Here is a 21,693-nt window from a genome sequence, read left to right as displayed (position 1 = left end):
CGATGCCACAATCCGTTACATTGGCGTTATCTCACAAACATAAATTTACGATTGTTCATTTCATACAAAACAGCTCGTTTATTGTTGAAAAGCACCTATACCACTGATTTCAATCGGTGATAGATCATCTGAAATCAGATATTTGTACATGCAAAACAACCAAAAAGCACTGAAGTCTTCACAAACTTGAGCGCTCTTTTTTTAATTAAATTTTCGTCACAACAATTTTTTCTTTTAGTTTATCTAATTTATCCGGGTTGATATGGCCTGTTTTTCTTTCCATCGCATTCAACATACCTGTTACCATGCCATACTTTAGAACTTCTTCGACGGAAAAATCTGAATCTAAAGCAAACGCCAGACCGGCAATTGCCGCATCGCCAGAACCAACGGGGTTCACGACCGCAATTTCTGGAATTTCTACGCGATAAAAATCAGTCCCTTGCTTAACAATTGCACCTTTGGCACCTAAAGTGATGACAATCCATTCCACACCTGTAAAAATATCACCAGAAAGAAGAAGCTTTACTTGTTCCAAGTCCTCAATGACTAATTCTTGACCCATTAAATCGGAAATCTCTTCAGTATTCGGTTTAATTAAATACGGTTTTTCGGTATTTTCTAAACTCGCCTTTAAACTTTTTCCTGAAGTATCGAGTAATGTTTTTACGCCATATTGGTTTGCAATACTTAATAATCGTTGATAATAGTCAACTGGAATGCCTGTTGCTAAGCTACCCGAAAGCGTTACGAGCGAAGCCTCTTTTAATAACAGATGCAACTGTTTTTCAAAAGCCGCTAACTCTAAGATCGATACCTCGGGACCTGCTTCTAAAATTTCAGTTTGATGGCCACCATCATGTAAAATCGCAATCGAATTACGTGTCTCACCAGCAATTTTAGCAAACTGATGATTAATGCCCTCTATGTTTAGCTGACTTTGAATGAATGCACCATGATGCCCACCGAGTAATCCAGTAGCTAAAACATCGCCACCTAATTGATCAATTACACGGGTCACATTCAAGCCTTTTCCACCTGCAGTTTTACTGACAAACGGTACGCGGTTCACCGTATCTAGTTTGAGTGTTTCTAATGGATATGAAATATCAATTGAAGGATTCATTGTAACAGTTACAATCATTGGTTTTCCCCTTTCATTAGCTCTCTGCTGTTCTGACATGAGTGATTTTGTAACGGAATTGATCGGCACGGGCCACACTCAACGTAAACTCAATAATTTCATTTTCAGCATTATACGTTGTGCGAATCAAGTTTAAGACCGGAGCCCCCTCTGGAATTTCCAACTGACGTGCATCTTTCGCTCGCGCAATGCTGGCAAAAAATTCTTCATTCGCAACTTTAATTTGTTGATTAAACTCTTGAGAGAATAAATCATAAAGCGGTTTTTGCTCAAGCATCTCTTCGGTCAAAGCTAGAAATTTCTTCAATGGTAAGTAAGAACGTTCGACCATCATCGGTTGCCCATCGGCTGAGCGTAGACGTTTTAATTTAATTAACTTTTCACCCAAACTCACGGACAATTGACTAGCCAAATATTTATTTGCTTCTATAATAATGAATTCTAAAATTTTGGTTTCTGGTTGCTTACCTAACGAAACCATCTGTTCCGTAAAACTGTAACTTCCGGCTAAATTCGTCACGTGTTTACTTAAATCGGATACAAATGTGCCTTTACCATGTTGACGATAAATGTAACCTTGTTTTTCTAATTCTTGTAATGCAAGGCGCACAGTTGTCCGACTCAACCCATAGCGATTCGTTAATTCGCGTTCCGAGGGTAACATATCATTGGCTTCCATTTCCATTTCAATCTTTTCTTTTAGCAGATCAACTAATTGTGTATATAATGGTTGTTTACTTAATCCTTTTTCCATATTTTCCACCTCATTTCCTCTTCTTTAACTGGTTACTACCACGTTATAAGAGTACTATTAATTCCCTTTCCTGTCAACGAAATATCCTGAAACAGCAACAAAAAAACAAGACCATTCGAATCAAACATTCGATTGTCTTGTTTTTTTCGTAAAGCGCCTTATTTACGCTATTTCTGTTGGTTTGGCAAACTTATTAACTAGGAAGAAGATTGTCGTTCCGACTAATATAATTCCAATCGCTAAATAGAAAGCATAAATCATTGAACCCGCCACATCGGTAATCTTCCCTGTTAATGATGGAACAATTACTGAAGCAGTCATTCCAAAGAAGTTAAAGACACCGTACGTCGTTGCCACACTTTTACGTGAGGTAAATTGACTTAACCAAGAGATAATAATTGGTTCAACGGCTAATTTACCAAAGAATCCATAAAGGATGATTCCAACGACTACTAATGATTGACTTTGCGTTTCAATCATAAAGAATAACATGGCTGCTGCCATCAATTCTAATCCAATAATGATTGGTACTTTTTTATGCGGAATCATATCGGCAATTCGACTAAAAATTAACGCTCCAGGAATCGCTGAGAAGAATACTAAGGAAGAAACTAAACCAATTGCCGTTCCTTCAAAACCACGCTCGGTTTCTAAGAAGTTTGGCAACCATGTATCAATCAAGTAATAAGTATAGAGTGTTGAGAAGTATAAAACATAAGCGGCAATCATTTGCGGACGGAACAATTGTTTCAATAATGTATTGCCTTCGCCTAATTCTTTTTCTTTCACTTCTGTTGTTTTCGGTGTCGCTTTTACATAATCACTTTTAATAAATTTAATAAATACTAGAACCATAATTGCAATAAAAGCAACGGTAATCCAAATTAACGCTTGCCAAGGTAAGATGCCTTTTCCGACAAAATAACTTGAAGAAACGAGACCGAGTCCACTACCCACAGCTGTTCCACTATTAACAATAGCTGTCGCTAAACTTCGTTTGTTACTAGGTACATATTCTGCAGTTAACGAATAAGCCACACCATAGAACGTCCCACAACCAATACCCGCTAAAACACTACCGGCAAATAACATTGGTAAAGTCGTTGACATTGCAACGAGTGCTGTTCCTAATCCAAAAACAATAAATCCAGGAATCAAAATCTTTTTCTTTCCAAGTTTATCAACGAGTAATCCCGAAGGTATCTGCATCACGACGTAACCAAAAAAATAAAAACTCGAAATATTTCCTAATTGCGCATTGCTTGCACCACCAAAATAATCACTAATAATTGGATAAATCGGCGTCAATACGGTACGGTAAATCCAAATAACAATCCAACCAACTGTTAAGATTGCGACAATTTGCTTCCAGTATGGAATGGTTTTCTTCTCTAACATTCTTAATTCCCCCTAAATCTTTTAAGCAAAAAGGAAAGGTTGAAGACAGGACGTCGACAACCTTTCACTACGTTATTTTTTAATAAATACGCCTGGGAATTCTTTTGTTACTCCCTCTTCTTGGCTATAGATACTTTGTCCACGTAGAATCGTTTGTACAACTTGCGCACCAATCTCACGACCAATATATGGGCTGATTTTGTTGCGGTACTCTAAATCTTCTGCTTCCAATACGTAAGATGCATTCGGTTTAATTAACACGAAGTCTGCATCCTTACCAATACTGATGCGTCCTTTGCTTTCTAGACCAAAACGATCAGCTGGATTCGTTGCAATTAATTCTGCAAATTTCGTTAATGGCAAGCCACGTTTTTGTACGCCTTCATCAAATAAGATATCAACGTTATTTTGGATACCTGAGATACCACCCCAAGCTTCAAACGCATTTTCTTTGTCTTTTAATTCTGGTGTACATGGTGAGTGATCTGATGTAATAAAGTCTAACCCACCGTTAAATGCATGCTCCCATAAACCGGCTTGTTGTTTTTCGTCACGGATCGGTGGTGAACATTTCACAACTGGTCCAATCGCATCCAACTCATCGGTTGTAAAGTATAAGTAATGCGTACATGTTTCACACGTTACGTCTACACCTTCTTGTTGGGCTTTGATGACTTCATCCACGCCTTCTTGACAAGCAATATGACAGATATGGATACGACAACCTGTTTCTTTTGCTAAGAAAATCACACGACGAATCGATTCAACTTCTGTAAAGACTGGACGTGTCGCCACGTAAGCTTTTAGTGTTGTTTCGCCATTCTTATAAGCAATTTCACCTAAACGGTCAGTAATGTCTGGGTTTTCTGCATGAACTGCTAATACTTTTCCTGTCTTAGCAATTTGCTTCATTCCTTCATACAATGAATAGTCGTCAACGTTTTCGAAGTCGCCATCAATTGTACGGTCACCACAAGTACCTAAGAAACATTTGTAAGCTGCAACACCGTGATCGTTTAATTCTTGAATGCCGCCTTCTAAGTTAAATGGTACTAAACCACCATAAGAAGCAACGTCAACTTTTAGTTTGTCTTTTCCAGCTGCGTATTTAATTTCAATACTTTTACCATCCACTGTTGCTGGAATTTGGTTTAGAGGCATTTCCATAAATGATGTTACGCCACCTTTAGCACTTGCAGCAGTCCCTGTTACATAACCTTCCCACTCATCGCGGTAGTTACCACCTGGATCTGTAATATGCACGTGTGCATCGATCATACCTGGGCTGACAATTAGACCATTTGCATTAATTGTTTTTGCCCCTTCTAAGTTCTCACCAATTGCAGCAATCACACCATCTTTTACTGCGACGTCAGTTTGAACTTCTCCGCCTTCTAAAATAACTAAACCATTTTTAATGACTAAATCGTAACTCATATTCTATTTCCTCCCTTATTGGTTTTCAACTTGTTTTGTTGTTACTGCTTTACTTGTCGCTTTTGGTAATAATAGGTAAATTCCAAAACCTGTAGCAAATCCGACGAACCATGAGATATCAGAAATGCCTTTTAAGGCTGGAATGAACTGACCACTTAATGAAAGAACTAGCGCAATAATCGTTGCAATATAAGCCGCTTTATTGACACCATGATAAGGATTACCTGCGTTATCTTTATCAACGTCCATATATAGTGCATCTAAATCAATGTTTTCTTTTTGAACAAAGAAGTAATTGGCAATCATTACCCCCGCCACTGGCCCTAATACAGCACCAATCGCATTTAAGAAAATAAAGATACTATCCGCATTTGCCATTAATTTCCAAGGCATAATTAGGAAACTGATAACACTCGCAATTAAGACACCTGAACGATAATTTAAATGTTTAGGGAATAAAGCAGTTAATTGGTAACCCGCTGGAATAATATTTCCTGTCGCATTGGTTGAAATTGTCGTTAATAAGAACACCGACATCGCTAAGATAACCGCCGGGAAACTATCCCAACGTTCGATTAAATTTAAGATGTTCCACTCTTGAATACCGTAATGAATTGATCCACCGATTAAAATCACAACACTTGAGAAAGCAAACATTAAGTAAGCAACCATCAAGCTTAGTGTTTGTCCCACCATTTGAGCTTTTGTTGATACCGCATTTTGCGTAAAGTCAGAAACACTCGCTCCTGGCGCCGCCCAAACGGCAATGACTGAGTTAAAGATAATTAAGTAAGCCCAGATTGGATTGATGCTACTTGTTGCATCAGAGATATTGTAAGCTAAGATTGGTCCGATTCCGCCTGCAGCACGTAATGCCCAGACTGCCATTCCACCAATAACAACATAGATTAGTGGGCTTAAAACTGCGGTGAACTTGTTTAAAATACCGCCGCCACCTAAACCGATTAAAACGTTTAATGCCCAGAAAATTGTGAATGAAATTAAACCTGGAATACCGATACCTAAGATTTCCGTTCCACCACCAATTGCTAAGAATCCTGGCCAAATCTTTCCGATAATCACCAATAGAGCCAACGACCCCGTATAGTTTTGTAAACCAAACCAGGCAATCGCCGCTACTCCCCCACGTAAGAAACCAGGAAGTTTGGCTCCAAGGTCACCATAAGTTGAGCGCAGATGCATAGCAAATGGAATCCCATATTTCGAACCGGCTTTTCCGTTAAAAATCATAAATGCTGAAACAAATAGGGCACTTAGCGCAACAGCTAACATCACATTAATTGGTGATAACCCAAGGAAGATAAAGCCACCTACCGCGGTATAGTTCGGAATATTATGAACCGATCCCATCCAGAGTGTAAAGAAGTTTTTAACTCCCATATTGCGTTTATCTTGCGTCTTTGGTAATAAGTCGTCATTGTAATTACGACTCCTGAAACGGTCAACTTCTTCTTGAGTTAACGGGTAATCATTTGTTTTCACTTGAATTTCTCCTTTTCACAAATAAAAGCCTTTTCATTTAATGTCCTTTTACTTGTCCATACTATAGTTGTGTCTAATCGGTGCGCACGCGATTATCGTGAGTGTTGCATATATAGCCTTTAAGCCTCATTTAAAAAATTCACGTTTTTCTTAAATGATTTACAAGTTCATTGTAAGCGTTGTCCTCTTTTCTTACATCGTGTCAAATTGACAATTTTTTTTTACCCTTTGTTCAAATTGACCAGTGAACTCCTAAACTGAATTTCCGCTAAAACGGAGAACCACTAATTTAACACGGATAAAATCTAGTGATAACCTTCTTACCTAAACAAAAAATATTTCGAACAAATAGAAATGTTTTAAAATACTTTCGTCGTATTTCTCGAAAAACCGAATACATCCTTTTAATTAAAAACAATAACAAAAGGCTATAAACCAGCGTTTAAACAGCTTTTAACCCTCGATGTATCCCATTATCCTTCTCTCCTCTTATTCATGATTCCTTCTGAATTCTTTTCAATTTAGATCTATAAAAAAATAATTACCTTGATTATTTCAACACTTAACCTTCCTCTTGTTTTTCTTAAACACAGGGACATGGTTCTACCAATCTCTTTGTTCACTTTGGCCTTTTTGATTAAAAAAAAGCATTTTTTTTACTTTCGGCCAATATATTGCCCTTTTTTTATTAAAAATAGCTAAAAAATCCCTAGGAATTCATAATGAAAATACTAGGAATCTTCTCCTTTTCTAAAAAACAACTGCGATTGATGCTTATTCATAAAATTAAAAGTTCATTATTTTAAACGACAGTCAAAATACAGTTGTTTAAACAGACTAAAATAAATGATTATTCATTCATTTTGAACTAATAGAAAAATCAGATTTTAATGCCTAATTTTTTTAATATTTGCTAGAAAAACAAAAAAATAACCCCCAATTGAGTTATTTTCTTAGTATTTGTACGATTTTTTCCCAAAAATATTAAACAACCGCGAAGATAAGTCAAAACCGCAGAAAAATCATAAAGCGATTTTTCTGCGGTTCTTCCTTATCTCTTGTCGTTTAGCGCTTTTACTCGAACCTTTCGATATAATCCATTGGTATTGGGCCGGCTACTCCGACGCAAATGAAACGTTCATCACCTGTGTTTTTCATCCCATGTTGTTCCCCTGGGCGTGAAAAAATTAAATCGCCAACTGTAATTTCTACTTCTTCATGATTTCCAGGATAAAAGGTTCCTGTTCCTTGAATACAAATCCATAAATCATCTGCACCTGAATGGGCATGCTTAGGAATTTCTTGACCTGGTTCTAAACACCAAACCGCTCCTGCTGTTTTGTCTGTTTCGTAAAAAATGGTTTTTTTGCCCTTCTCTGGATCAAACTGCGCAACTTGATTAATATTAAATAAGCGTTCATTCATTTTTGTACTAGACATTCTTTATTCTCCTTCTTTTTTAAACGTTAGTGAAAAAAGTAACAAGCAATAGTAATAAAGAACATCTGACAAAGACCTATTGCTAGCGCACTTTATCAGATGCGTTTGACATTTTATTTTAAGTATTCTTCTAAAGCATACGTACTACCTGCACCGTAATCGAATTCGTAACCCACTTTTTTAAGAACCGTTTCAAAAGCACTTAAGAAATGTAGGACGTTTGTTTGGCGACTACTATAACCCATGTTTCCGACACGCCAGATTTTACCTTTTAATGAACCAAATGATGAAGCAATTTCAATTTTAAATTGATCCAGTAACAAACTACGAACTTCTTCGCCATCAATCCCTGCTGGAATTAGAATTGGAATAACGGTACCCATTTTTGTTTCACGCGCTCCGTAAATCTCTAGACCCATTTTTTCCATACTTTCCGTTAAAATACGGTCATTTTTCGCATGGCGTGCATGGACATTTTCAATACCTTCTAAAAGCATTAGACGTAACGCTTCATGTAATGCATAAACCATTGATGTTGCTTCTGTATGGTGATTGATACGCTCTGGACCCCAGTATCTTTGTAGTTGCGTTAAATCAAGATAGTTACTTGACACAAAACGATCACTACGTTCATCTGATCCTAAACCTAATTCTTTTTGGTAACGCGCTTCAATAAATTGTTCAACACGATCGTTATAAGTAATTAATGACATACCTGATGGTGCACTCACACATTTTTGTGTACCGGCAACAGCCACGTCAACTTTCCACTCATCAACTTTTAACTCGATACCACCGTAAGTTGCGACCATATCTACGAAGAAGAAGACGTCATTCTCACGACAGAACGCTCCAATTTGATCAAGTGGTTGCATTTGTGCATTGGCTGTTTCACCATGAACCATTGCAACAAGTTTTGGTTGGTGCTCTTTAATTGCTGCAATCACATCTGCTTGGATAAATGGTGAATCCCATTCTTTTTCTAAGTACACGACGTCAGCCTGTGCACGTTCACAAATCTCTCCTAATAAATAAGCGAAACGACCGTATGCTGGAACTAATACCTTATCACCTGGTTCAATCAAAGCGATTAGACCTGCTTCTAAACCTGAACGTGACGTGCCATCAATGGCAAAGGCTTGTTTATTCGTTGTTCCAAAAGGTACTTTAATCATTTCTTTGACTTCATCCATAATTTTTAAAAACTCCGGATCAAACTGCCCTAAAATTGGTTGTACCATTTGACGTAATACGGCGGGATGAGCTTCGACTGGTCCGGGTGTCATAATTGTTCTTCCTTCAAAAATCGGTTGTTGATACATGTAAATCCCTCATTTCATTTATTTTGTTAACTCTATTCTAACTAGAAATCGCTTCCTTAGCATTATCCGTTTCATACTAAAAGTTAGTGAAGTTTATCACTTTCGAACAAAAACCTTTGTTTCCTTATGATTATGCTGTAAAATAAGGTGATAGCATAAAAAAGGAGGACATTTTTTGAAAACATTACAAGACCTCTTAAGTTTACCACGTTTTTCAGATTTAGTCGTTCTTTCCACTCATAAGAACTTGAACCAACCCGTGGAAAGCGCTGAGATCACTGAAACACCTGACGTCGCAAATTTCATTCCAAAACATACAATTATTTTAACGACTGCCATGAATTATCGCGGGCATCAAATGGACCTAAAAAAAATGATTGATGAGTTAAAAGACCATGAAGCTGCTGCTCTCGGTGTTAAAACAGGTCGATTTATTGAGGATATCGATCCTGAAATTTTAGAATATGCCTCAAAGGTCGATTTGCCCATTATCAAAATCCCAAATACGCAACCTTTAGGTGAGTTACTCCATCAAATCCTTAGTTATTTATGGGATGATAAAACACAACAGATGACTTACGCCTTTGATATTCAGAATCGTTTTTCAGACTTACTAATGCATGACGTTAGTAACGCCAGATTTATCGCTGAATTCGGGAAAATCATCAACGTTCCAATTATTTTATTGAGTCCTTGGCGAAATGTCATTGCGCATTCCCGTCATTTTTCAGAAGGCGGAAAACCGGCTTCGTACTACGTCAACCAACTAACGTTTGAAGATTTTCAAAAAACAGAACGAGAACAAACGTCCTTTTTAATTGAAGATATCAATCAAAAAACCATTCAAATGACCAGTTACCCAATTAAAGTCAACCACTATTTCCCTTTTTACTTAATGATTTTGACACCTGAAAATATCCCTTACCCTATTTCAGAATTCGCCATCGATCAAGCGATTCTTGTTTTAACACTGATGTTGTACAAAAACCAAGAAGTTCAAAAATCATTTGAACATTTACAGACTGATTTTTATTCCCAACTTTTAGATGCTAAAACCAGTCAAGTTCCGCGGAATTGGTTAGACTTAGGTAAAAATTATCAACTTGTGAGTAGCCAATCTTACCAAATGGCCATTGCTTACTGCGTCTCAAGTGAAGAGACACAGCACCATATGCGCTATCAAAAAGAAGAAGGCCAAGTTGTTGCAAACTGGCTGACGGAGCAATTGCCACTTAAACAAAAGGACGTCGCCATTTTCAAGTTGCGTAATACGAATAACATTTTACTCTTATTTCAAACACCCAATGAAAATATTGACACGATTCTAGAAGAGTTGTCTAATAAACTTCAACAGACGTTACCGATTACTTTACGTTTCGCTTTTGGTGGTGTTTACGATACTGTCAATGGGATTGGTGACTCTTATTTAGAAGCGTTGGCTGCACTGGAATCAACTAAAGCATTATTATACCCACCAGTTATTCAGCACTACCAACAAACTGGTTTAAGTGGTTTATTCGATAAAATCAATCCGAAAGATGTGCGCTATTTCTGTGAAAAAACCTTACAAAATTTAGCCTATCCGACCGACCCATCCATGATTGAGTTACGAAAAACCTTAAAATATTTCTTAGCTTATAATTGCGAAATCACGAAAACAGCCAATGTACTGTTCTTGCATCGTAATACGATTAAATATCGGATTAAACAATGTGAAGAACTATTAGGTCTTTCGGTCCAAACACCAGAAAGCAGTCTGACATTACGTGTCGCCTTAGAATTATCCGATAGCTCAGATTGATAAAAACCAAATTAATTGGCTCTTGATTGACTTAAACTAAATTAAGAGTCCTCATCAGAATACGTACCGGTTTTTCTCTCTGTGTTAAACGGTATGATTGTATAATATTCATTTAATTAAGAAGGACTTTGGTTCTTCTTTTTTAGTATTTTATTTCATTCCTCTACTGAATCGATGCTTCTTGTTAAAGAATTATGGATTAAAAACCCATTCAACTTAGCCATAAGGAAGACGGCTGTTTTCAATTAACAAAGCAAATATCCCAATCAAAATGGTAGCTCCAGTTTTTTTGCTCTACCGGCTTTTTTCTCTTGCAAAGAAGGGCTATTTCCCTACGAAACATCGTCTTGTGCAACAAAAATAAAGAACGTTTATATTTTTATGAAGGAGACATGAAAAATGGTGAAATTCAAAAATGTTTCAATGACATTGATTGACAAAGGTTGGTCAGGAGATAAAAAATATTGTATGACAAATGCTCAAGGGGAAAAATATCTATTGAGAATTAGCCCTAAAGAAAAATATGAATTCATAAAAAAGATGACCGATATACAGCGAACAGTTACTGCTTTAACTGTACCCAATCCTCAAACAATCGATTTCGGAAAATGTGATGACGGTGTTTACCTTGTTCAAACTTGGGTTTTTGGTAGTGATGCTAAAGATATCATCCCTCATCTTTCTAGTTCAGATCAATACAGTTATGGAATAGAATCTGGTAGACTACTTCAAATCATTCATTCGATTCCTGCACCAAAAAACCAAGTGAATTGGGAGTCTCGCTTTAATCAAAAAATGAATAGTAAGATTCAGAGCTATAACCAATGCGAAATCCAATTTGAAGGCTCCGAGCATTTAATTAATTACATCAAAGCTAATCGTTATTTACTGGCGAATAGACCACAATGTCTTCAACATGGTGATTATCATATCGGAAATATGATGATTGAAGATGATAAAATCGTCATTATTGATTTTGAACGCTACGATTTTGGTGATCCATGGGAAGAATTTAATCGGATTGTTTGGTGTGCCCAAATTTCACCAAGTTTTGCTTCAGGTATGCTAGATGGTTACTTCAACGATGACATTCCGGATCAATTTTGGCGTTTACTAGCACTTTATATTAGTAGTAATTTACTTTCTTCTATTCCATGGGCAATACCATTTGGAGAAAATGAAATACAGACTATGCTTGAACAAGCAAAAGAAGTATTAACATGGTACGACAATATGACAAATACAAGTCCAACTTGGTATACAAGGAAGTGTTAATTTATTTGATTCTACCTATTTAGTGCCACGAGCCCCTTATTTCATAGAGGTATCAAAAAGATTTACTCTTTTTTCAAGTACTAAAAAATACTCCTTAAACTTTTTTACCTATGCGCTCCCTAGCAGGTTACCTAGACTTTAACGGACCGTTTCGATAAGGTTTCGCAACTTCTTAATTCAGGTGATTTTTCTTAAAGAAGACTATAGCCTATTCAGATTATCATATAGAATTCGCCTGATAAATCTGGCTTTCCTGAAATTCAAAATGTATACTTTCCTTAGTATAAAAAACGATAGCCAGTACTTATACAGAATAAGTCTGGCTATCGTTTCTATTTTTGTCGCTTACACATATGCTAATTCATATAATGTGTCTGCTAAGATTTTGATTCCTTCAATTAGATCTTCCATGTTTGTTTCTTCGGCTGGGTTGTGGCTAATTCCGCCGATACTTGGTACGAAGATCATTGCACTTGGGTAGTGAGGTGCGATGACTTGTGAGTCATGACCTGCGCCACTGTGCATTAGACGGTATTTGTAGTTACCTTCTTTTGCTTTTTTCTCGATTGCGCTAACGATACCTTCGTCCATTGGAACTGGCGCTTCGTCCATCCATAGGTCGATATCAATTTCTAGCCCATCTTCTTCAGCAATACGGTGCATTAATGCTTCTAATTCAGCAGTAAATGCTTTTAAAGCTTCTGCGTCTGTGTGACGGCAGTCGATTGAGAATTCAACTTCACCAGGAACCACGTTTACTGTATTTGGTTTTGGAATCACTTTTCCAAATGTTAATACTAGTGGATCACCGATAGCTTTTGCTTTTTCGATTCCTTCAACACAGATTTTTGAGAAAGCATAAACAGTATCACGACGGTAGCCCATTGGCGTTGTTCCGGCATGGTTTGCTTGACCTTCTAAAATCACTGTGTAACGACGTTGACCGGCAATGTTGTTAACAACACCAATTTGTAGCTCTTGGTTTTCTAACACGTTACCTTGTTCGATATGAATTTCAACGAAAGCTTTAATATCTTCACGCATTTTTTGTTCTGCTTTAAAGTCAAAGCCTTGGCGACGCATTTCATCGACAAATTTTAGACCTTTTGCATCGGCAATGTCAGCAACTGCTTCGTTGTTCGCTTCGCCCATTAAGTTTTTACTGCCCCAGAATACAGTTGGGAAACGACTTCCCTCTTCTTCTGCTAATGAAAGAACTTCCATTGAACGTTTTGGTTGGCCGTGAGTTGCAACTAAATATTCCATTGCTGTCACAGCTGCTAAAATACCAAATTGTCCATCTAAGTGTCCGCCATTAACAACCGTGTCAATGTGTGAACCTGACATTACTGTTTCTTCTGGTAATTCTGATCCTTCAATACGACCAAAAAGATTCCCAATTTCATCGTAACGCGTTTGCATACCAAACGCTTCCATTTCAGCTTTAACGTATTCTTGTCCTTGTTTCCAGACATCCGTATAAAGTAAACGTGTTAATCCACCTGTTGGATCGCTCCCAATTGCAGATAATTCTTTGTCACGTCTTTGATAAGTTTCTTCGATTCCCATAAGTCTGTTCTCCTTTGGTGTCTGTCGAGAGGATTCCCTCCCGACTGGATTCTCAACACAATGTTCTTTTTATTGGTGATTAACCAACGATGCGCGTGCCTGCTTTACCTTGTAACGCTAAGTCTGCTTCATCTAATGCACAAACGATTGCTGTACGGCCGCCACGTGCGAAATCAATTGCAGCGCCCATTTTAGGACCCATACTTCCATCTGCAAAGTGACCTTCGTCCATGAAGCGTTGTGCTTCTTCAACTGAAAGTTCTTCTAATTTTTGTTGGTTTGGTTTGCCCCAGTTAATGTAAACGTTTGGTACGTCTGTTAACATCATGAAGACATCAGCGTCAACTTGTTCTGCTAATTTTTTACCTGTACGGTCTTTATCGATTACTGCTTCTAAACCAGTTAATTGGCCATTTTCGTCACGAGTAACAGGGATTCCTCCGCCGCCACCAGCGATAACGATCATGTTGTTTGCTGCTAATGTTGTAATCGCATCGATTCCGTGAATTTTCACTGGTAGTGGTGATGCTACTGCACGACGGTAACCGCGGCCTGCATCTTCCATCATTACCCAACCTTTATCAGCTGTTAACGCTTTTGCTTCTTCTTCAGTGTAGAATACACCGATTGGTTTTGTTGGTGTTTGGAATGCTGGATCTTTTTCGTCAACTTCGATTTGTGTTAATAATGTTACAACGTTTGCTGTTGACTCGCCTGTGCTTAGACGGTTTTTGATGCTTTGCTCTAACATGTAACCGATGAATCCTTGAGATTCTGCATTACATACATCTAATGGGAATGGTGGAACGATATCTTTTGCGATTTCGTTTTGTTGTAAAATGTTTCCAACTTGTGGACCATTTCCGTGAGTTAAAACAACCTCATAGTTTAATGCTTCGATGCGAGCAACTTGCTCTGCACTGATTTTGATGTTCTCCATTTGTACTTCTACTGTTGCTTCTTGTCCAGGACGTAAAATTGCGTTTCCTCCAAGAGCCATAACGACGCGTTGTGCCATTTCTTTCTTCCTCCTCATTTCGACTAACGTTGCAGTTATTCCCGCTAACGTGTCTGCTCCAGACGTTTGCCCGTGAGCTAATATTGCTTCTATTATTTGTTTTACATCGATTTCTTCTTTAGGTTGAACTAAATAGTCAGCTAGTTGTAACAAAGCCTGACTATAGCGTCCCTCACTTGATTGTCTTAAGTAATGACGACTCACATCAGTTGTGTAATAAGGACTTTCTGCCTTTTCTAAAATCAACTGATTACTTAAACTCGCGTTACCGCAAAGTTGTTGAATCAATAACCAGCCAATTAAAAAGTCATCGCCCGAAGGTGTCAGTCCTTTGCCACGCCCAACTAAATACGTCACACTCGCTTCTTGCGCTGCTTTATCAGCAGTAAACAAGCCCTTAACAGGGTCAAACAAGGCAAGCGAATGAAAGGATGTGAAATCTTTTAGTAAGATTTCAAATCCTGTCATCGTCTGCAACTGCTGTATTTCTTTCAAAAAAAGACGCCCACCAGGTAAAGTCGAAGGATTCATTTGATCTAACGTTGAATCAAAAGTTGATCCAATGGCTAGTTCGATGGTCTTTTTTTCAAAAGTAAAAAGAATCTGGTTACTCGTGAACTTTACGAACTTCAACGTTGATAAAGCTTCAAACACTTGATTAAAAATACCCATTGGCAAATAGATTCCTCCCGGTAATTCCGGGAGTGAATCAGGAGCGACAAGAATTAACCGGTCTTTTGCCCCATTGGTTAAATTAAATGTTGTTTGAAATGCACTATGAGTAAACCACTGAGTTGATTTTTTTTCAGTGTCTAAAAGATGAATATCGACTTTCGCTTGTGAGAGTCTCATATTGTTATTACCCTTTGAATCCTAATTTTTCAGCGTATGCAAGAACTGCTTTTTCAAATGCTTCAATTGGAGGTGTAACTGTACCTGCACCAATTTGTCCAAGACCCGCTTTTTTGTTTGCGATACCTGTGTTGATTACTGGTAAAATACCTGTTTCAACAACTTTACGCGCATCGATTCCGATTGTGATTCCTTGGAAATCCCATGTTGGAACTGGGAAGTTCGGGTTGTGGTCTAATGTAATTTCTGTCATGTCTTCACTTGTTTGTAAAGCATCTTGGAAACCACCTGAACCAACGAAACGAGTAACCGCAGGAGCTGCGATCATTGCCATTCCACCTACACCGTAAGTTTCTGTAATCGCACTGTCACCCATATCTGGTGCAGCATCTGCTTCAGAGAAACCTGAGAAGTATAGTCCTTTTGGTGTGTTAACTGGACCAGTAAACCATTGGTCACCCATTCCAGCGATACGGATACCAAACTCATAACCGTTACGGCACATTGCTGTAACAACAGTACCTTCTTGAATCATACGAGCGCCATCCATTACAGCTTTTGAAGCAGCCATCATGATGTTTAAGAAGAATTGGTCAGTATCTGCTAAGAATTGCATTACTTCTTCTTTCGCTGTTTGATCAACGTCTGTTAATTTAACAATACTTGGTGCTACTTCTTTTAGGAAAGCTAAAGAACCAGCGATGTTACGTTGGTGGAACTCGTCACCCATTGCAATACATTTTGCAACAAGTACGTTGATGTTCATTTCACCACGAACTGCGATTGCTTTACTTAATGTTGGTGCTAAAACATCACGCATCCAACGTAGACGGTTAATAACATCGTCACCGTTTGCACCGAAACGTAATACCGCTCCGATACCTTCGTTCATCGTACAATATGCACGGTTACCGTCTGTTTTGTTTTCTACTACTAATAAAGGCATGTGCGCAGAAGTAATTCCGCCCATTGGTCCTACAGCGTCAACGTGGTGACAAGGAATTAATGTTACGGCACCTGACTCTAATAATTCACGTGCTTCTTCACGAGTTTCCGTCCACTCTTCAAACATAACTGCTCCAATACAAGCGCCTTGGATTGGGTCTACCATGTTATCAAAAGTGATTGGAGGTCCAGCATGTAAAAGAACTTTCTTGCCTTCGCCTAATTCACTAATTACTGTATGTGCTGGAACTACGTCTAATAAGTACGGAGAACCGGCAACGATTTTTGCAACAACTGCTGTATTTGCTTCATCGATTGTTTGATAAATCATATTATTTTACCTCGCCTTTCAATGATACTTTATTTAAGAAATTCAACGCTTTTTGTAACTGAACGTTTCCGCCAGCAACTGGTTGCCAGTCGAATTGGATTGCTTTTCCGCCGTGGTTAATGATTGCATTAACGAAGCTACTTAAACCAATGTTCAAGAATTTATCTGTTGATAATAATGCTGCTAATGATTTTGCAACTGCTGGAATTTCAGCAACTGAACCCGATTTTGCAACAACTGCTTTTGCTTCTTCAGTTAATGGTTTGCCGATTAATGCTAAAGCTGTTTTCACTGCTTGTGCATTACTTTGGCAGATGATTACGCCCGCTTCTTCTAAGATTGCGCGTTGCTCATCCATGTTTTGAGGATCTTCATCCGTTCCAACGATTGTTGCAATAATCGCTAATTCGCGACCGTCTGCTTTTGCGTCTGCAAGAACTGTTTTGATTGTTGGTGCTAATGCTGATGCCATATCATCATGTGAACCGTAACCTAATACGATATCTAATAAAACAGCTGCTGTTTCAGCATCTTGTCCAGCTTTTTCTAACATTTCTTTACGTTTTGAAGGGTCGATCATTGGGTGAGGTTTACCTTGAGTATACATATCATCTCCAAGGTCCATTACTTCATGTCCTTGTTCACGTAAAATGAATCCTTCAGCTCCATCTAAAGAGTCTGTTCCTAAAGCTTCTTGAATTAACATACCCGCTTCATATGCTAACGTTCCGCCTGAGTAGAAACCTTTGATGTGTGTTTGTGTTGGTTTTAGAGTGATTGCTGGTACAACAATATCGTCTGCAACAGCTGTTACTGCTTCACCTTTAGCTAATTGAACAGCGATTTCTGCTGTTTCTTCTAAAGTATGTGCATGGTATAAACCTTCTTCATGTTCTGCAGGTTTTTCACCTAAGAAGATTGTAACAACTTGTTTCTTAGAACCACGTAATAAAGCTAAGATATCTTCACGAACGCGTGCTGCTGGTGGTTTAGATAAAGCAACGATTACGTCTACGTCTGGATCTTGCTCTAATAAAGCGATACTGTCTTTAAATGTGATACCGTTAACTTCTTCTTTCAAGTCACGTCCACCAGTACCAATTGCGTTTGTAACACCGCCACCTAATTTGTGGATGATTGTTGTTACTTCTTGGATACCTGTTCCAGAAGCACCGATCACACCGATGTTTCCTTTACGTACTGCGTTTGTGAATGCTAAAGGAACACCGTTGATGATTCCAGTACCACAGTCAGGACCCATTAATAATAAGCCTTTTTCGTGAGCCATTTGTTTTAGACGAACTTCGTCTTCTAATGACACGTTATCACTGAAACAAAATACGTGTTTATCGTTATCTAATGCTTTTTCGATTTCTAAAGCAGCGTGTGTTCCAGGAATTGAGAAGATTGCAACAGATGCGTCTTCACCAATTTCTAAAGCTTTCGCCCAAGTTTTAACGCGTTCTTCTGATGCGCCACCCTTGTTTTTCTTACCTTGTTCTTCTAGGTAATTTTTTGATGCTTCAACGATTTGATCGATGATATCCGCGCTATCTAAGTCTGCTACGATTACCATGTCGTTTGGTGTTGCTGTTTCTAATTCGTCTGTATATAAACCACCTGTTTTAAAGATATCTTTGTTCGCTGGAGTTCCCATCATAACAGAGATACTGTTAACGCCTGCCATTTCTTCTAAATGGTTCGTTAGTAACATTAATACGATTGAATCTTGGTAGTTATTTTTTTCAATAATTGTATGTAACATGCAATTCGTCACTCTCTTTCTTGGTTTATTTAGCAAAGGCACCTTTGCCGCCATATTGGTCAAAGTGAACTGTGTCACTTTCTAAGTACTCTAAAATTGGTGTTGCAACTGGAATACCTTCAGCCATGTATTTATCATGGATGATTTTTCCAAGTTCGCCTGGATAGTAAACTTGATCAAAGCCTTGAGCTGGTTTAATCTCGTGTAACTCTTTCACCATTTTGCTGATGTTTTTTGTAAATTCTTTTGGATCCGTGAATCTTGCTGGATCAATTAGTAAATACATTTGACCTAAGTTACGTTTCGCTGTTAAGTCGTCGTACATTGAAGATACGCTCTTACCAAACGGTAAACCTAGTAATGAGCCGGCTAAAACGTCAACCATCATCATTAAGCCGTAACCTTTAGGACCTGCGATTGGTAATAACCCTTGAACCGCATTCGGATCAGTTGTTGGGTTACCCTCTTTATCCACTGCCCATGTTGACGGGATTTCTTTTTGTTTTGAACGAGCGTCCAAAATTTTACCCCAAGCTTGAACGGTTGTTGCCATATCAAAGACAACTGGTGTGTCATCTTCGCTTGGAACTGCAAAAGCGATTGGGTTTGTTCCGAAATAGTTTTCGCTACCACCAAATGGGACAACCATTGGATCTGATTGACACATTGATAAGGCAACGTAACCTTTTTCAGCGGCTTTTTTAACGTAGTAAGATAAAGCACCACTGTGTCCTGTGCGTGACACACCAACAAATGCAAGTCCTGATTCTTCAACCATTTCTAGCGCATAGTTTAATGCTTGATCACAAACGTATTGTCCCATACCGTTATCGCCGTGGACGATTCCCGTTGAAGGACCTGTTTTTTCAAACGTAATTTTCGGATCTAATGTCGTTCCGCCTTTTGCGATGCGTTCTGCGTAATAATCGACACGAACGGCACCGTGAGAGTGAATCCCACTTGCATCAGCGAAAACTAAGTGACGAGCCGTCTCTTCCGCATGAACTTCTGGTAAACCAGCTTTCATTAATTTGTTTTTGATTAAGTCGTGCAATCGTTCGGGTTGAACGACTGTAATATCTGTTTCATGCATTTTTTATTCGCTCCTTAAATCTGAGGGTCTCGATTACAGTCTTTCGAGTAAACGTAAGCTAATGGCTCTTTGCGACCAACCGCGTAAGCTGCTTGGTGTACGTATGAACTCATGAAGATGTAGTCGCCTTTTTCTACTGCGAACCATTCGTTATCTAAATTGTACATGCCTTTACCACTTAATAAGTATGCGCCATGTTCTTGGAAGTGTGTTTCAACATATGCGTGGCTTGCTCCTGGTTCAAATGTTAAGATATGTAAGTTCATATCAAACGCTAAATCTGCTGGTAAAAATTCGTAGTATAATACGTCAGACATGCCTTCGTATTCAACCGGTGTTAAATCTTTTACGTTACCGATTACTTTGTAAGGTTCGTGCCCTTCTAATGGCTCGTAACGTTTCTTATATAGGAAGACTTCTGTATTTTCTGATTGTGCGTTCTTCATAAACATTTTTACACCAGCTGGGTAATATGCATAGCCGCCAGTTTCTAACGTGTGCTCTTCTTCGCCATCAGTGACTGTTAATTTACCTTCGATTACGTAGATCATTGTTTCTACGCCATCTCCACCAAATCCTGTTTCATGTGCGCCGCCTTCTAAAAATGTTGCAATGTAGTCAACAAAGTTTGCCCCTAAACGAGGTGATCCTAAAATTGAAATATCAACATTGACAAATCCAGGAATTGAGTTTTTCACCAAGCCATCATGTGGAAGTATTGCATAGCTATCCTTCTTAACAACTGCTCTCGATGTTAAAATCTCTTCTTGGTAACCTGTGCGGTTATTTCTGTAACCCATAGTCACGTCTCCTACTTTCTATTCATCATTAGTTATTTTTGGTTTTGTTTGTGAAGTCTTTTTTCAATAAAAAGGCGCCACAAAACAGCCCATAACCTTCTATATCATTGTAAGCGGTTCACGCCTTTTCGTCATTGTTCATTAGTTACAAATAACTCTTTCGTTTTGTAACTTTGTGACGTAAACTAATAAAAAAGAAGGTTTAAAATGGATAGAATAACGTTAAATCAGGAGGTTGCCCATGTTTACCAAGAAAATTTCACAAATTTCAACCGAAACAACACCAATAATCGAAGCAACGATTTACACATCAAATAATATTTCAAAAGAACCCATCATTTATTTACATGGCGGAGGACTTGTTTTTGGCCAACGCGACGATTTACCAGAGGCTTACTTAACTTTATTAACGGATGCTGGCCATCCAGTCATTGCACTGGATTATTTACTTGCACCCGAAGTAAAATTACCTCTTAGCCTAAAGACCTTGAAAGAAACACTTGAATCTGTGATTTCGCAATTGCCTGAATGGGGCTTCTCAAGTGACTACCATCTAATGGGACGATCAGCGGGTGGTTATTTAGCCTATTTGTTAGCCAAAGAAGGCTTCAAACCTAAAAATATGATTCTGTTCTACAGTTATTATACCTTAGAAGTACCGAACTTCCGCCAACCAAGCCCTGCCTACTTAAAATTTCCACGTGTCGCGCCGATGGATTTAGAGGCTTTAATCGAATCGCAACCGATTGTTGCCGGCGAAATGGGCAAGCGTTACCCGATTTATTTATCTGGACGACAATTCGGTAACTGGTTGCCTCGTCTACTGCCGTCGCTACGAGATATTCCAGTGTATTCATTAACTGAGGAAGATTTGCAACAGTTGCCACCTGCAATTTTAATTCATAGTACGGATGATTCCGATATCCCTTATGATTTATCGGTGAATGCCGCAAAGTTCATCCCACAAAATCAATTGGTAACAATTATTGGTACTGAACATGATTTTGACCGTCAAGTCAGCGATGAGACTTTGGCTGTTTATCAACAAGTGATTGATTTTATCGGGTAAAATAAAAAATCGTATGAACCAACCTTCTCCTTTGAGATTTTGGTCATACGATTTTTTTGTACAATTATGATTATCAGAATAAGCTATAGTATAGATAGACGAAGATTACACTACCCTACGAAAAATCGCATTACTTAAAGAACTGCGAGACCGTCTCGAAACGGCATTTTTTGAACA

At 38.3% G+C, this 21,693-nt stretch carries 16 protein-coding genes and 1 pseudogene; 3 read left to right on the top strand and 14 right to left on the bottom strand.

Annotated elements, in window-relative coordinates:
* Positions 1 to 205: 205 nt before the first annotated feature.
* The 7 genes from IEV09_RS05370 to IEV09_RS05340 all read right to left on the bottom strand — a co-directional run bounded on the left by IEV09_RS05370 (position 206) and on the right by IEV09_RS05340 (position 8,998).
* A complete protein-coding gene (locus IEV09_RS05370; protein WP_188367242.1) occupies positions 206 to 1,144 on the bottom strand; it encodes a hexose kinase in 939 nt (312 codons plus the stop codon).
* Positions 1,145 to 1,160: 16 nt separating this feature from the next.
* The gene (locus IEV09_RS05365; RefSeq protein ID WP_188367299.1) at positions 1,161 to 1,898 is read right to left on the bottom strand and encodes a GntR family transcriptional regulator; all 738 of its coding nucleotides are present in this window, start codon (positions 1,896 to 1,898) and stop codon (positions 1,161 to 1,163) included.
* Between the two features lie 162 nt (positions 1,899 to 2,060).
* The gene (locus IEV09_RS05360; RefSeq protein ID WP_188367241.1) at positions 2,061 to 3,296 is read right to left on the bottom strand and encodes an MFS transporter; all 1,236 of its coding nucleotides are present in this window, start codon (positions 3,294 to 3,296) and stop codon (positions 2,061 to 2,063) included.
* A 72-nt stretch (positions 3,297 to 3,368) separates the two neighbouring features.
* Positions 3,369 to 4,733, bottom strand: coding sequence for an allantoinase AllB (gene allB / locus IEV09_RS05355; protein WP_188367240.1), 1,365 nt, complete (start codon positions 4,731 to 4,733; stop codon positions 3,369 to 3,371).
* A gap of 15 nt (positions 4,734 to 4,748) precedes the next feature.
* Positions 4,749 to 6,236, bottom strand: a complete 1,488-nt coding sequence (gene allW / locus IEV09_RS05350; RefSeq protein ID WP_188367239.1) for an allantoin permease — start codon at positions 6,234 to 6,236, stop codon at positions 4,749 to 4,751.
* A gap of 1,074 nt (positions 6,237 to 7,310) precedes the next feature.
* Positions 7,311 to 7,676: a cupin domain-containing protein gene (locus IEV09_RS05345; RefSeq protein ID WP_188367238.1), complete on the bottom strand. Its 366-nt coding sequence runs from the start codon at positions 7,674 to 7,676 to the stop codon at positions 7,311 to 7,313.
* A gap of 113 nt (positions 7,677 to 7,789) precedes the next feature.
* Positions 7,790 to 8,998 (bottom strand): pyridoxal-phosphate-dependent aminotransferase family protein, encoded by a 1,209-nt coding sequence (locus tag IEV09_RS05340; protein WP_188367237.1) that lies wholly within the window; start codon positions 8,996 to 8,998, stop codon positions 7,790 to 7,792.
* 175 nt (positions 8,999 to 9,173) lie between these two features.
* Between IEV09_RS05340 and IEV09_RS05335 the strand changes: the two genes are divergently transcribed.
* A complete protein-coding gene (locus IEV09_RS05335) occupies positions 9,174 to 10,799 on the top strand; it encodes a PucR family transcriptional regulator (protein ID WP_188367236.1) in 1,626 nt (541 codons plus the stop codon).
* A gap of 399 nt (positions 10,800 to 11,198) precedes the next feature.
* A complete protein-coding gene (locus IEV09_RS05330) occupies positions 11,199 to 12,074 on the top strand; it encodes an aminoglycoside phosphotransferase family protein (RefSeq protein WP_188367235.1) in 876 nt (291 codons plus the stop codon).
* Between the two features lie 345 nt (positions 12,075 to 12,419).
* Here the strand turns inward: IEV09_RS05330 and allC are convergent, their stop codons facing one another.
* The 7 genes and pseudogenes from allC to allE all read right to left on the bottom strand — a co-directional run bounded on the left by allC (position 12,420) and on the right by allE (position 20,447).
* The gene (gene allC / locus IEV09_RS05325; RefSeq protein WP_188367234.1) at positions 12,420 to 13,643 is read right to left on the bottom strand and encodes an allantoate deiminase; all 1,224 of its coding nucleotides are present in this window, start codon (positions 13,641 to 13,643) and stop codon (positions 12,420 to 12,422) included.
* Between the two features lie 79 nt (positions 13,644 to 13,722).
* Positions 13,723 to 14,661, bottom strand: a complete 939-nt coding sequence (arcC, locus tag IEV09_RS12750) for a carbamate kinase (protein ID WP_229731669.1) — start codon at positions 14,659 to 14,661, stop codon at positions 13,723 to 13,725.
* Between the two features lie 42 nt (positions 14,662 to 14,703).
* Positions 14,704 to 15,129: pseudogene (locus IEV09_RS12745) on the bottom strand (oxamate carbamoyltransferase subunit AllH family protein); the annotation flags it as partial.
* 391 nt (positions 15,130 to 15,520) lie between these two features.
* On the bottom strand, positions 15,521 to 16,789 hold the full coding sequence (locus IEV09_RS05315; RefSeq protein ID WP_188367232.1) for a YlbE family protein: 1,269 nt from the start codon (positions 16,787 to 16,789) through the stop codon (positions 15,521 to 15,523).
* Position 16,790: 1 nt separating this feature from the next.
* The gene (gene fdrA, locus IEV09_RS05310; protein WP_188367231.1) at positions 16,791 to 18,554 is read right to left on the bottom strand and encodes an acyl-CoA synthetase FdrA; all 1,764 of its coding nucleotides are present in this window, start codon (positions 18,552 to 18,554) and stop codon (positions 16,791 to 16,793) included.
* A gap of 25 nt (positions 18,555 to 18,579) precedes the next feature.
* Positions 18,580 to 19,647 (bottom strand): ureidoglycolate dehydrogenase, encoded by a 1,068-nt coding sequence (gene allD / locus IEV09_RS05305; protein WP_188367230.1) that lies wholly within the window; start codon positions 19,645 to 19,647, stop codon positions 18,580 to 18,582.
* A gap of 14 nt (positions 19,648 to 19,661) precedes the next feature.
* Positions 19,662 to 20,447 (bottom strand): (S)-ureidoglycine aminohydrolase, encoded by a 786-nt coding sequence (allE, locus tag IEV09_RS05300; protein WP_188367229.1) that lies wholly within the window; start codon positions 20,445 to 20,447, stop codon positions 19,662 to 19,664.
* 241 nt (positions 20,448 to 20,688) lie between these two features.
* Here allE and IEV09_RS05295 point away from each other — a divergent pair, with 241 nt between their 5' ends.
* Positions 20,689 to 21,516, top strand: a complete 828-nt coding sequence (locus IEV09_RS05295; RefSeq protein WP_188367228.1) for an alpha/beta hydrolase — start codon at positions 20,689 to 20,691, stop codon at positions 21,514 to 21,516.
* The last annotated feature ends 177 nt before the right edge of the window (positions 21,517 to 21,693 follow it).

Source organism: Enterococcus alcedinis (genome assembly GCF_014635985.1).
GTDB classification, from domain to species: domain Bacteria; phylum Bacillota; class Bacilli; order Lactobacillales; family Enterococcaceae; genus Enterococcus_I; species Enterococcus_I alcedinis.
The sequence above is the reverse complement of the archived record's forward strand: the minus strand, read 5'-3'. Positions and strand labels throughout refer to the sequence as shown.

What these genes read in the sequence shown, in the direction of transcription:
- IEV09_RS05330 (WP_188367235.1), top strand. Translation starts at nt 11,199, where the DNA reads ATGGTGAAATTCAAAAATGTTTCAATGACATTGATTGACAAAGGTTGG.
- IEV09_RS05295 (WP_188367228.1), top strand. Translation starts at nt 20,689, where the DNA reads ATGTTTACCAAGAAAATTTCACAAATTTCAACCGAAACAACACCAATA.
- IEV09_RS05315 (WP_188367232.1), bottom strand. Translation starts at nt 16,789, where the DNA reads ATGATTTATCAAACAATCGATGAAGCAAATACAGCAGTTGTTGCAAAA.
- IEV09_RS05360 (WP_188367241.1), bottom strand. Translation starts at nt 3,296, where the DNA reads ATGTTAGAGAAGAAAACCATTCCATACTGGAAGCAAATTGTCGCAATC.
- IEV09_RS05340 (WP_188367237.1), bottom strand. Translation starts at nt 8,998, where the DNA reads ATGTATCAACAACCGATTTTTGAAGGAAGAACAATTATGACACCCGGA.
- allE (WP_188367229.1), bottom strand. Translation starts at nt 20,447, where the DNA reads ATGGGTTACAGAAATAACCGCACAGGTTACCAAGAAGAGATTTTAACA.
- IEV09_RS05365 (WP_188367299.1), bottom strand. Translation starts at nt 1,898, where the DNA reads ATGGAAAAAGGATTAAGTAAACAACCATTATATACACAATTAGTTGAT.
- allB (WP_188367240.1), bottom strand. Translation starts at nt 4,733, where the DNA reads ATGAGTTACGATTTAGTCATTAAAAATGGTTTAGTTATTTTAGAAGGC.
- arcC (WP_229731669.1), bottom strand. Translation starts at nt 14,661, where the DNA reads ATGGCACAACGCGTCGTTATGGCTCTTGGAGGAAACGCAATTTTACGT.
- IEV09_RS05345 (WP_188367238.1), bottom strand. Translation starts at nt 7,676, where the DNA reads ATGTCTAGTACAAAAATGAATGAACGCTTATTTAATATTAATCAAGTT.
- IEV09_RS05370 (WP_188367242.1), bottom strand. Translation starts at nt 1,144, where the DNA reads ATGATTGTAACTGTTACAATGAATCCTTCAATTGATATTTCATATCCA.
- allD (WP_188367230.1), bottom strand. Translation starts at nt 19,647, where the DNA reads ATGCATGAAACAGATATTACAGTCGTTCAACCCGAACGATTGCACGAC.
- allC (WP_188367234.1), bottom strand. Translation starts at nt 13,643, where the DNA reads ATGGGAATCGAAGAAACTTATCAAAGACGTGACAAAGAATTATCTGCA.
- fdrA (WP_188367231.1), bottom strand. Translation starts at nt 18,554, where the DNA reads ATGTTACATACAATTATTGAAAAAAATAACTACCAAGATTCAATCGTA.